The sequence below is a fragment of the Streptococcus nakanonensis genome (genome assembly GCF_059738785.1).
Genome location: NZ_AP027139.1, coordinates 423726 through 434782 on the forward strand (window position 1 = coordinate 423726; position 11057 = coordinate 434782).

Here is an 11057-nt window from a genome sequence, read left to right on the forward strand (position 1 = left end):
TTTCTAGCAAGAAATAGAAAAAGGACCTACTTAATCTCTAAGTAAGTCCCCAAAATAGGCATGGCAAAAACGACCATACCTCACTGCTGACTTACTTATTGTTAGGTGTTCCGGCACCTTGTAGAAACGTCGTGCCAATTCACGACATAAACAAGTAAAATGATATTCAATTTCAAATAGGCTTGAGCCAATGTTTTTATTTTACACTAAATAACTTTAGAAATCAAATATTTTATCAGTGTTTTGAAATAAAAAAACGAATAAAATGAAGAAAAATGGACGAATTCTCAATTATAAGCTAACCTTTAGAAGGTTTTTCCATCATAAAAGGCATATTATCAAGATTTTTCAAGATCTGCCAATATACCTTTCTCTAACTTTAAAGACTTTTTCCCAATCTTTATTATTCTACTCGCTAAATCTTAAAAAATAGCCATCTGGATCCAAAATCGCAAATTCATGAGGATAGATATAGTGATCCCCAACACGAAACTTTCTTTTGGTTAAGGGACGGTAAATAGGATAGTTTGCCTCCATCACTTTTTGATAGAGTTTTGGAACATCCTTTATGCCAAAGGAAATATTGACACCACGGCCGAAAGGATAGGTCAGCTGAGCTAATTCTTCTGCGCTGCCTTCTTCTAGCATAAGCTGGCAATCTTCAAGTGAGAGGAAGAGAAATTTCTCCTCTGGACGCTCGTATTCGACAGAAAATCCCAGCAAGTCGCAGTAGAAGTGGCGTGACTTTTCGAGGTCAGATACTACAAATTCAGGAATGACAGATTGATAGTCCATTAGCTTTCTCCTTAGAGCTCAATCTCCATGACAATCGGTGTATGGTCTTGGCGAGCTCCTGAGTCAATCATATCAGATTTAGTGACCTTGTCTGCGAGACGGTTACTTGTGAGCCAGTAGTCGATTCTCCAGCCTGTATTGTTGATTTTAGAAGTCTTGCTGCGCTGTGCCCACCAAGTGTAGCGTTCTGGAACATCGCCGTGAATGTGGCGGAAGGTATCCGTAAATCCAGTTGCTAAAAGGTTGGTAAATCCAGCACGTTCCTCGTCTGTAAATCCTGGTGAACGGCGGTTGCTAGCAGGATTTGCAAGGTCGATTTCATTGTGGGCTACGTTGTAGTCACCGGTCGCAAGGACTGGTTTTTCTTTGTCTAGTTCAGTCAAGTATTCAGCATATTTGACATCCCAGACTTGACGTTCTTCCAAGCGTTTGAGACCGTCGCCAGCGTTTGGAGTGTAAACTTGAGTTACGAAAAATTCATCAAATTCCAAAGTGATGATGCGGCCTTCCAAGTCCATGGTAGAAGGGGCACCAATTTCTGGAAAACTGATTGTAGGCGTAAGTTCTTTCTTATAAAGGAACATGGTTCCAGCATAGCCTTTACGGGCAGGCTCTTGAGAAGAGCGCCACGTGTTTTCGTAGCCTGGGAAGAGTTCTTCTAAAATTTCCAAGTGTTTCTTTGTAGGACCCTTGGCAGAAAGCTTGGTTTCTTGGATAGCAATGATATCAGCATTTTCAGCGACCAAGGTTTGTAGGACTTCTTGGGACAATTTGGCACGAGCTGAGTCACTAGTTAGGGCTGCGTTAAGGGAATCAATATTCCATGAGATAAGTTTCATAAAGTTACCTTTTTCATTCAGATTATAGATTTTATTATACCAAAAAAAGGACTATTTCCCCAACGTATGGTTTGAAAAATCACTCTTTAGACTTTATCCTGAGAAAATAAAAATTCCCTAAACTATTTAGAAAAAAATCTAAATAGTTCTTGTGTTTAGAATAGAAAGGTGTATAATATTATTTAGAAAAACATCTAAATAGAAAGTGAAGTTACATATATGTCAAATAAGAGAACAATCCTTCTTTTTGTAGTCTTGTCTTATGGGCTTGCTTGGATAATATGGTTGGCACTATGGCTAAGTGGTGTTGGTCTAAATTCTCCATGGAGTCAACTTGCTAGTATTGTAGCCATGTGGATGCCTGCACTTGCAGTCTTTATTTTAGGGAAAATCACGAATCAGCCTAGTGGAATCAAATCTAAATTAGTTGTGAATCTCAAGAGCAACTGGCGCTTTTACTTACTAGCTATCTGGTTACCAGCAGTCATCAGTTTTTTAGGAGCGGGACTTTATTTTCTTGTATTTCCTAGCAATTTCAGCCTTGGTTTTGAATCTATTCAAGCTATTTTACAAGAAAAAGGTGTCTCTCAATCAACCATTCCCTTATCTTTCTTGGCTTTGATTCAAATCCTATCTAGTTTGACCTACGCTCCTTTTCTTAATAGTTTCTTTGCATTGGGGGAGGAAATTGGTTGGCGTGGCTATCTTTACCCAGTGCTAAGAGGACGCTTTTCACTAGTCCAGACTCATGTCTTACTTGGTCTCATTTGGAGTCTATGGCATTTACCAATCAATTTGCAAGGATATAATTATGGCCTTACTTATTTTGCTTATCCCGTTTTGGGAGTTGTTGCTATGTTTCTATCTTGTTTTAGCCTAGGAATATTGTTGAGCTGGTTGTTGGAAAAGACAGGTTCTATCTGGGCTTCTGCCCTATTTCATGGGGCAATCAATGCAACTGCAGGTATTGGGTTACTCTTTCAATTACCAGGAGAAAAAGTTTCAAGTCTCTTGATTTTAGGGCCATCACCGACTGGAATGCTATCAGTTCTACCTTGCTTATTCCTAGCCCTACTAATATTACAAAGGGAAAGGAGTCATTATGAGTTTTGCAAATAGTTTTAAAGCCTTATCTCATCCAGTTAGGAGAGAGATTTTAAATTTACTCAAAGCAGGTAGATTATCTGCAGGAGAAATTGCCAGTTATTTCGAGTTGACAGGTGCAACGATTTCACACCATCTCACGATTTTGAAAGCAGCGGATTTAATTCATGAAATGAAAGAAAAAAACTTTATTTATTATGAGTTAAATACATCGGTTTTAGAGGATATAATGGTTTGGTTAGCAGAACTGAAAGGAGATCATTTTGATGAAGATAAAAATCAATAAGAAATTGGTATTATTTACGAGCATTCTCATCCTACTACCTTCCCTTGTAGGTTGTGTTTTCTGGAATCAATTACCAGAGGAGATACCCACTCATTTTAATCTACTGGGTCAAGCAGATGGCTACAATCATAAAATGTCTGCTATCTTTGGATTACCGACTCTCATGCTTTTGATGCATTGGTTGCTTCTATTTTTAATGATTAAGGATCCTAAATCTAGCAATATCAGTTCAAAAATACAAGTTTTGATTTACTGGATTATTCCTTTTGTATCTTGTCTATTAATGATTTCTATCTTCGGAGAATCTTTGGGTTATTCCATGATGAGTGGGCTACTAGCTCAGATTTTTATGGGAGTCGTGATGATCGTAATTGGAAATTATCTACCAAAAACACACCGAAATTATATAATCGGTATTCGACTACCGTGGACCTTGGAGAATGATGAAAACTGGAGAAAAACGCATCGCCTAGCTGGAAAAATTTGGGTATTAGGAGGATTGTTATTGTTTCTAAATTCCTTTGTGCAACTGTATGTTTACTGGGTATTCTTCTTGACACTTTTCTTTGTAGTGATAATTCCTAGTGTCTATTCTTATCAATTATCAAAATCAGAATCTTGAAATAGCTAATGGAGTCATTAGTTTGAGAAGTTGGTCTGATAAGTCTATTTCCCCAACGTATGGTTTGAAAAATCACCCTCTTTCGTTTATAATGAAGAATGATTTTATGAAAGGGAGTGAAAATAAATGAAATTTTACTCATATGACTATGTGCTTAGCCAAATCAGTCAGCAAAATGGCATCATGATTGGCTTTGGGATTGTGCTCCTAGCTATCACAGGATTTTTTGCTTTTAAGGCTTATCGTGATAAAAAGGGAACTAAATTTCGGGAATTGGTCATGATTTTGGCTTTGACTTTGGTAGCCATGCTTTTGGTGACAATTTCAAAATACCAGACCAATCAAGCCTCTAACAATCAATTTCAAACCTCCCTTCATTTTATAGAGGTTGTTTCCAAAGACTTGGGAGTAGATAAATCAGAAGTTTATGTCAATACTTCTGCAGCCACTGATGGAGCGCTAATCAAGGTAGGTTCAAATTTCTATCGCGCTTTGAACGGGAGCCAACCAGACAAGTATCTTTTAGAAAAATTAGAATTCAATCAAACAGACGCTATTGAATTGGTGGAGGTAAACAAATGACACTCAACTATATGGAAATTTTAATCAAACTGGCCTTGGGTCTTTTCTCGCTTGTTTTTGTTATCAATGTGACAGGAAAGGGAAATCTGGCGCCTAACTCTGCGACAGACCAAATTCAGAACTATGTTCTCGGTGGTATTCTCGGTGGGGTGATTTACAATAGTTCTATTAGCATTCTCCAGTACGCAGTGATTTTGATGATGTGGACGATTTTGGTTTTGACCCTCAAATGGCTTAATAACAATGTTCGTTTTGTCAAACACTTGATTGATGGAAAACCGACTCTCCTCATCAAAAATGGGCAGATTGATCCAGAAGCCTGTCGTTCAGTTGGCTTGTCTGCAGCGGATGTTGCTCTCAAACTTCGTAGCCAAGGAATTTTCCAGATGAAACAAGTCAAACGAGCTGTGCAAGAGCAAAATGGCCAACTCATCGTGGTCCAAATGGGGGATGAAAATCCTAAGTATCCAGTTGTGACTGACGGTGTGATCCAAGTGGACGTCTTGGAATCGATTGGTCGTAGCGAAGAGTGGCTGCTTGATAACCTCAGCAAACAAGGACATGACAATGTAGCCAACATCTTTATCGCTGAGTATGACAAGGGTGCGGTCACAGTCGTAACCTATGAATAAGAAAAACCTGGGGTCTTGTACTCTTCAAAAATCTCTTCAAACTGCGTCAACGTCGCCTTGCCGTATGTAGGTTACTGACTTCGTCAGTTCTATCTACAACCTCAAAGCAGTGCTTTGAGCAGCCTGCGGCTAGTTTCCTAGTTTGCTCTTTGATTTTCATTGAGTATTGGCCTCAGGTTTCCATTTGCAATCAGAAAGGGATTTTATGTCCATTATTCAAAAACTTTGGTGGTTTTTCAAGTTAGAAAAACGCCGTTATCTAGTCGGGATTGTGGCCCTGGTCTTGGTTTCCGTCCTCAATCTCATTCCCCCCATGGTCATGGGGCGAGTCATTGATGCTATTACATCGGGGCAATTAACCCAGCAGGCCCTCCTTCTTGACCTATTTTACCTGCTGCTTGCAGCCTTTGGGATGTACTATCTGCGCTATGTTTGGCGTATGTATATCCTTGGGACTTCCTACCGTTTGGGACAGATTATGCGCTCTCGCTTGTTTGAGCATTTCACAAAAATGTCTCCAGCTTTTTATCAAACCTACCGGACGGGGGACCTGATGGCGCATGCCACCAACGATATCAATGCCCTAACGCGTCTGGCAGGGGGTGGTGTTATGTCTGCGGTAGATGCCTCTATCACGGCTCTAGTGACCTTGCTGACCATGCTTTTTAGCATTTCTTGGCAGATGACGCTAGTTGCCATTCTACCCCTGCCTTTCATGGCTTATGCGACCAGTCGTCTAGGGAGAAAGACTCACAAGGCCTTTGGCGAATCCCAAGCTGCCTTTTCCGAACTTAATAACAAGGTACAAGAGTCCGTATCAGGTATCAAAGTGACCAAGTCTTTCGGTTACCAGGCGGACGAGTTGAAGTCTTTCCAGGCAGTCAATGAATTGACCTTCCAAAAGAACCTCCAAACCATGAAATACGATAGTCTCTTTGACCCCATGGTTCTCTTGTTTGTTGGTTCATCCTATGTCTTAACCCTCTTGGTAGGCTCCTTGATGGTTCAGGAGGGGCAGATTACGGTTGGTAATCTGGTCACCTTTATTAGCTACTTGGATATGCTGGTTTGGCCTCTTATGGCCATCGGCTTCCTCTTTAATATTACCCAGCGAGGGAAGGTTTCTTATCAGCGGATTGAGGAACTTTTGTCTCAGGAATCACCTGTACAAGACCCTGAGTTTCCTTTAGATGGAATTGAAAACGGGCGCTTGCAGTATGCCATTGATAGCTTTGCCTTTGAAAATGAGGAAACACTGACAAATGTTCACTTTAGTTTGGGAAAAGGGCAAACACTGGGCTTGGTTGGTCAGACAGGCTCGGGGAAAACGTCCTTGATCAAGCTTCTCTTGCGTGAATACGATGTGGATAAGGGAGTCATTTATCTAAACGGTCACGATATTCGTGACTATCGTCTGACAGATTTTCGCGGTCTAATGGGCTATGTTCCTCAGGACCAGTTCCTCTTTGCGACTTCGATTTTAGACAATATCCGCTTTGGAAATCCTAACTTGCCCCTTTCAGCGGTCGAGGAAGTGACTAAGCTAGCTCAAGTTTACCAAGACATTGTAGCCATGCCACAGGGATTTGATACGTTGATTGGTGAAAAAGGAGTCAGTCTTTCTGGTGGTCAAAAGCAGCGTCTGGCCATGAGTCGAGCTATGATTTTAGACCCTGATATCTTGATTTTGGATGATTCTTTGTCAGCTGTGGATGCCAAGACAGAGTATGCGATTATCGACAACCTCAAGGAGACGCGAAAGGACAAAACAACCATTATTACGGCTCATCGCCTCAGTGCAGTTGTCCATGCAGATTTGATTTTAGTCCTGCAAAATGGTCAAATTATCGAACGAGGCAGGCACGAAGACTTGCTAGCTTTGGATGGCTGGTATGCCCAAACCTACCAGTCTCAGCAGCTGGAAATGAAAGGAGAAGAAGATGCAGAATAAGAAAGAACAATGGGCTGTATTGAAGCGCTTGATGTCTTATCTCAAGCCTTATGGACTCCTTACCTTTTTGGCACTCAGTTTTCTCCTAGCGACGACGGTGATCAAAAGTGTCATTCCCCTTGTGGCTTCCCACTTTATCGACCAGTATCTCAGCAATCTCAATCAACTCGCTGTGACCGTTTTGCTGGCCTACTATGGCCTTTATATCCTACAAACTCTGGTCCAGTATGTCGGCAATCTTCTCTTTGCGCGCGTGTCTTACAGTATTGTTAGGGATATTCGTCGCGATGCCTTTGCCAATATGGAAAAGCTGGGCATGTCTTATTTTGACAAGACGCCAGCAGGCTCTATCGTCTCTCGTTTGACAAATGACACCGAGACCATCAGTGATATGTTTTCGGGAATTTTGTCCAGCTTTATCTCAGCAGTTTTCATCTTTCTGACAACTCTTTATACCATGTTGGTGTTGGATTTTCGTTTGACTGCATTAGTCTTGCTCTTTCTCCCTTTGATTTTCCTTTTGGTCAATCTCTATCGGAAAAAATCAGTGAAAATCATTGAGAAAACCAGAAGTCTCTTGTCGGATATCAATAGCAAGCTGGCTGAAAACATCGAGGGAATCAGAATAATCCAGGCCTTTAATCAAGAGAAGCGCCTACAGTCAGAGTTTGATGAAATCAACCAAGAACACTTGATCTATGCCAACCGTTCTGTAGCCTTGGATGCCCTCTTTTTGAGACCTGCCATGAGTTTGCTGAAACTTTTAGGTTATGTTGTCTTGATGGCCTATTTTGGCTATCGTGGACTTTATCTGGGAATAACGGCAGGAACCATGTATGCCTTTATCCAGTATATCAATCGTCTATTTGATCCTCTGATTGAGGTGACGCAAAACTTTTCAACCCTGCAAACGTCCATGGTTTCTGCAGGCCGTGTCTTTGCCTTGATTGACGAGAGGACCTATGAGCCCTTTCAAAATGATGGACAAGCCAAAATCCAAGAAGGCAATATTCGTTTTGAACATGTATGTTTCTCATATGATGGCAAGCACCCGATTCTGGATGATATTTCCTTTTCGGTTAATAAGGGTGAAACCATTGCTTTTGTGGGGCATACAGGTTCAGGGAAATCTTCGATTATCAATGTCCTCATGCGCTTTTATGAATTTCAGTCAGGGCGAGTTCTCTTGGATGGTGTGGACATCAGGAACTACAGTCAGGAAGAGTTGAGAAAAAACATCGGTCTGGTCTTGCAGGAACCCTTCCTCTATCATGGAACCATTAAGTCCAATATCGCCATGTACCAAGAGATCAGTGATGAGCAGGTAAAGGACGCAGCTACTTTTGTCGATGCAGATTCCTTTATTCAGGATCTTCCTCAAGGTTATGATTCCCCTGTTTCAGAGTGTGGTTCGAGCTTCTCTACTGGGCAGCGCCAGCTTCTGGCCTTTGCTAGAACAGTCGCCAGTCAGCCTAAAATTCTGATTTTGGATGAAGCGACTGCCAATATTGACTCTGAAACAGAAAGTCTGGTTCAAGCTTCTCTGGCGAAGATGAGACAGGGGCGGACAACTATTGCCATTGCTCACCGTCTTTCTACTATCCAAGACGCCAACTGTATCTATGTTTTGGACAAGGGGCGCATTATCGAGAGTGGAACCCATGAGGAACTTTTGGCCTTGGGAGGAACCTACCACAAGATGTATAGCTTGCAGGCGGGTGCCATGTCTTAATACTCTTTGAAAATCTATTCAAGCCATGTCAGCTTTATCTGCAACCAAAAAGCTGTACTTTGATTTTCATTGAGTGTAAGAAGGAAATCCTTCAAATTACAGATTTCTTTCACCGCCTTTTCCATTTTGTGGTATAATGAAAAATGTTGACAAATAGTATAATAAAAACAAAGGAGAAACAGCATGCTGAAATGGGAAGACTTGCCCGTGGAAATGAAATCAAGCGAGGTTGAGTCTTACTACCAGCTTGTCTCTAAAAGGAAGGGTTCGCTGATTTTCAAGCGTTGTTTGGACTGGGTTCTAGCCTTGGTCTTACTGGTTCTGGCCTCTCCCATCTTTCTTATCTTGAGCATTTGGATCAAGTTGGATAGCAAGGGGCCAGTGATTTACAAGCAAGAGCGCGTGACCCAGTACAACCGTCGGTTCAAGATTTGGAAGTTCCGTACCATGGTGACGGATGCGGATAAAAAAGGGAGTCTGGTGACTTCTGCTAACGATAGTCGTATTACCAAGGTTGGCAATTTCATCCGCCGTGTGCGTTTGGACGAACTGCCTCAGCTGGTCAATGTCCTTAAAGGCGAAATGTCCTTTGTCGGTACACGACCTGAAGTGCCACGCTACACTGAGCAGTATAGCCCTGAAATGATGGCGACCTTGCTCTTGCCAGCAGGAATTACCTCTCCAGCCAGCATCAACTACAAGGATGAGGATGCTATCATCAGTCAAATGACGGAGAAAGGTTTGTCGGTTGACCAAGCCTATGTAGAGCATGTTCTTCCTGAAAAGATGTGCTATAACCTTGCCTATCTCCGAGAGTTTAGTTTCCTTGGAGACATAAAAATCATGTTTCAAACCGTGTTTGAAGTGCTAAAATAAAGTAGTCATGAGAAAATGAGTACAGATAAAAGGAGCAAATCAATGCCAAATTACAATATTCCATTTTCACCACCCGATATTACGGAAGCAGAAATTGCTGAAGTAGCGGATACCCTGCGCTCTGGCTGGATTACAACAGGTCCGAAGACAAAAGAATTAGAGCGTCGCTTGTCCCAATACACACAGACGCCTAAGACCGTCTGCCTCAACTCTGCGACTGCCGCGCTTGAGTTGATTTTGCGCGTCTTGGAAGTTGGACCTGGTGATGAAGTTGTCGTTCCAGCCATGACCTATACAGCTTCATGTAGTGTCATTACTCACGTAGGAGCGACCCCTGTCATGGTGGATATCCAAGCAGATACGTTTGAGATGGACTATGACTTGCTTGAGCAAGCTATCACTGAGAAAACTAAGGTGATCATCCCAGTAGAGCTCGCAGGGATTGTTTGCGACTATGACCGTTTGTTCCAAGTCGTGGAGAAAAAACGTGACCTATTTACTGCTTCAAGCAAGTGGCAAAAAGCCTTTAACCGTATTGTGATTGTTTCTGATAGTGCCCACGCTTTGGGATCTACTTATAAAGGGCAACCTGCTGGTTCTATCGCTGACTTTACTTCCTTCTCATTCCATGCCGTTAAGAACTTTACAACGGCAGAAGGTGGAAGTGCGACTTGGAAGGCCAATCCAGCGATTGATGACGAAGAGATGTACAAGGAATTCCAAATCCTTTCCCTTCACGGGCAAACTAAGGATGCTCTTGCCAAGATGCAACTGGGCTCATGGGAATACGATATCGTCACACCAGCCTACAAGTGCAATATGACTGATATCATGGCTTCCCTTGGTTTGGTACAATTGGGTCGCTATCCAAGTTTGTTGCAACGTCGTAAGGACATCGTGGACCGCTATGATCGTGGTTTTGCAGGTTCTCGTATCCATCCATTGGCACACAAGACTGATACAGTTGAATCATGCCGCCACCTCTACATCACCCATGTAGAAGGAGCAAGCTTAGAAGAACGCAATCTTATCATCCAAGAATTGGCTAAAGCAGGAATTGCAAGTAATGTGCACTACAAACCGCTTCCGCTCTTGACCGCCTACAAGAATCTTGGCTTTGATATAGCCAACTATCCTAAGGCCTATGCCTTCTTTGAAAATGAAATTACGCTCCCTCTTCACACTAAATTAAGAGATGAAGAAGTAGACTATATCATTGAGACTTTCAAAACAGTTTCTGAAAAAGTACTAGCTTCATCAAAAAAATGACAAACTACAGTCAAGTAATAGTGATTCTGTTTCTAAAAAGTCTAATTGAGTGTAAAACTGTTGTTTTCAATTGAAAGTCCTATAGTAAAATGAAATAAAAACAGGACAAATCAATCAGGATAGTCAAATTAATTTCTAGCAATATTTTAGAAGCAAAGGTGTACTCTTATAGTTTCAATATACTGTATGGTTTGAAATGAGATGTGAGCAATTTGGTGTAGCATTTAGAATTTTTATTAGGCATCATTTAGAAAATGTAGTGTCTTGTTCTAGTTTTCAATTCACCCTATTTTTTGAAAGACGCGAGTTTCCACGAATGAGGTTGTGGAAACTCGCGTCTTTCTTTTTTGTTTTCAGAATATTGTTCAA

11 protein-coding genes and 1 riboswitch are annotated in these 11057 nt (G+C 41.5%); of the genes, 9 read left to right on the forward strand and 2 right to left on the reverse strand.

The window, feature by feature from the left end; genetic code table 11:
• Window positions 1-78: 78 nt before the first annotated feature.
• Window positions 79-174: riboswitch (purine riboswitch) on the reverse strand.
• 234 nt (window positions 175-408) lie between these two features.
• Both AC6I9F_RS02245 and AC6I9F_RS02250 read right to left on the reverse strand, forming a co-directional pair.
• Complete coding sequence (locus tag AC6I9F_RS02245; protein WP_301351221.1) at window positions 409-795, reverse strand: bleomycin resistance protein; 387 nt, start codon at window positions 793-795, stop codon at window positions 409-411.
• Between the two features lie 11 nt (window positions 796-806).
• The gene (locus AC6I9F_RS02250; RefSeq protein WP_498022469.1) at window positions 807-1634 is read right to left on the reverse strand and encodes an exodeoxyribonuclease III; all 828 of its coding nucleotides are present in this window, start codon (window positions 1632-1634) and stop codon (window positions 807-809) included.
• Between the two features lie 219 nt (window positions 1635-1853).
• Here AC6I9F_RS02250 and AC6I9F_RS02255 point away from each other — a divergent pair, with 219 nt between their 5' ends.
• The 9 genes from AC6I9F_RS02255 to AC6I9F_RS02295 all read left to right on the forward strand — a co-directional run bounded on the left by AC6I9F_RS02255 (window position 1854) and on the right by AC6I9F_RS02295 (window position 10688).
• Complete coding sequence (locus tag AC6I9F_RS02255) at window positions 1854-2753, forward strand: CPBP family glutamic-type intramembrane protease (RefSeq protein ID WP_498022471.1); 900 nt, start codon at window positions 1854-1856, stop codon at window positions 2751-2753.
• A complete protein-coding gene (locus AC6I9F_RS02260) occupies window positions 2737-3024 on the forward strand; it encodes an autorepressor SdpR family transcription factor (RefSeq protein WP_498022473.1) in 288 nt (95 codons plus the stop codon). Before AC6I9F_RS02255 ends, AC6I9F_RS02260 begins: the two co-directional genes overlap by 17 nt.
• The gene (locus AC6I9F_RS02265) at window positions 3005-3646 is read left to right on the forward strand and encodes an SdpI family protein (protein WP_164226056.1); all 642 of its coding nucleotides are present in this window, start codon (window positions 3005-3007) and stop codon (window positions 3644-3646) included. Before AC6I9F_RS02260 ends, AC6I9F_RS02265 begins: the two co-directional genes overlap by 20 nt.
• A gap of 126 nt (window positions 3647-3772) precedes the next feature.
• Complete coding sequence (locus AC6I9F_RS02270) at window positions 3773-4228, forward strand: DUF3290 family protein (RefSeq protein WP_061439772.1); 456 nt, start codon at window positions 3773-3775, stop codon at window positions 4226-4228.
• The gene (locus tag AC6I9F_RS02275; RefSeq protein ID WP_261060932.1) at window positions 4225-4860 is read left to right on the forward strand and encodes a DUF421 domain-containing protein; all 636 of its coding nucleotides are present in this window, start codon (window positions 4225-4227) and stop codon (window positions 4858-4860) included. Before AC6I9F_RS02270 ends, AC6I9F_RS02275 begins: the two co-directional genes overlap by 4 nt.
• Window positions 4861-5065: 205 nt before the next feature.
• On the forward strand, window positions 5066-6811 hold the full coding sequence (locus AC6I9F_RS02280) for an ABC transporter ATP-binding protein (RefSeq protein WP_498022476.1): 1746 nt from the start codon (window positions 5066-5068) through the stop codon (window positions 6809-6811).
• Complete coding sequence (locus tag AC6I9F_RS02285) at window positions 6801-8543, forward strand: ABC transporter ATP-binding protein (RefSeq protein ID WP_498022478.1); 1743 nt, start codon at window positions 6801-6803, stop codon at window positions 8541-8543. The genes AC6I9F_RS02280 and AC6I9F_RS02285 overlap by 11 nt, the downstream gene beginning before the upstream one ends.
• Before the next feature lie 183 nt (window positions 8544-8726).
• Window positions 8727-9419, forward strand: coding sequence for a sugar transferase (locus AC6I9F_RS02290; protein ID WP_498022480.1), 693 nt, complete (start codon window positions 8727-8729; stop codon window positions 9417-9419).
• A 42-nt stretch (window positions 9420-9461) separates the two neighbouring features.
• Window positions 9462-10688, forward strand: coding sequence for a DegT/DnrJ/EryC1/StrS family aminotransferase (locus AC6I9F_RS02295; protein WP_498022482.1), 1227 nt, complete (start codon window positions 9462-9464; stop codon window positions 10686-10688).
• Window positions 10689-11057: the final 369 nt, after the last annotated feature.

Excerpts from the sequence above, each read along its gene's own strand:
- AC6I9F_RS02290 (WP_498022480.1), top strand. The coding sequence starts at position 8,727 with ATGCTGAAATGGGAAGACTTGCCCGTGGAAATGAAATCAAGCGAGGTT.
- AC6I9F_RS02295 (WP_498022482.1), top strand. The coding sequence starts at position 9,462 with ATGCCAAATTACAATATTCCATTTTCACCACCCGATATTACGGAAGCA.
- AC6I9F_RS02270 (WP_061439772.1), top strand. The coding sequence starts at position 3,773 with ATGAAATTTTACTCATATGACTATGTGCTTAGCCAAATCAGTCAGCAA.
- AC6I9F_RS02245 (WP_301351221.1), bottom strand. The coding sequence starts at position 795 with ATGGACTATCAATCTGTCATTCCTGAATTTGTAGTATCTGACCTCGAA.
- AC6I9F_RS02275 (WP_261060932.1), top strand. The coding sequence starts at position 4,225 with ATGACACTCAACTATATGGAAATTTTAATCAAACTGGCCTTGGGTCTT.
- AC6I9F_RS02265 (WP_164226056.1), top strand. The coding sequence starts at position 3,005 with ATGAAGATAAAAATCAATAAGAAATTGGTATTATTTACGAGCATTCTC.
- AC6I9F_RS02260 (WP_498022473.1), top strand. The coding sequence starts at position 2,737 with ATGAGTTTTGCAAATAGTTTTAAAGCCTTATCTCATCCAGTTAGGAGA.
- AC6I9F_RS02250 (WP_498022469.1), bottom strand. The coding sequence starts at position 1,634 with ATGAAACTTATCTCATGGAATATTGATTCCCTTAACGCAGCCCTAACT.
- AC6I9F_RS02285 (WP_498022478.1), top strand. The coding sequence starts at position 6,801 with ATGCAGAATAAGAAAGAACAATGGGCTGTATTGAAGCGCTTGATGTCT.
- AC6I9F_RS02280 (WP_498022476.1), top strand. The coding sequence starts at position 5,066 with ATGTCCATTATTCAAAAACTTTGGTGGTTTTTCAAGTTAGAAAAACGC.
- AC6I9F_RS02255 (WP_498022471.1), top strand. The coding sequence starts at position 1,854 with ATGTCAAATAAGAGAACAATCCTTCTTTTTGTAGTCTTGTCTTATGGG.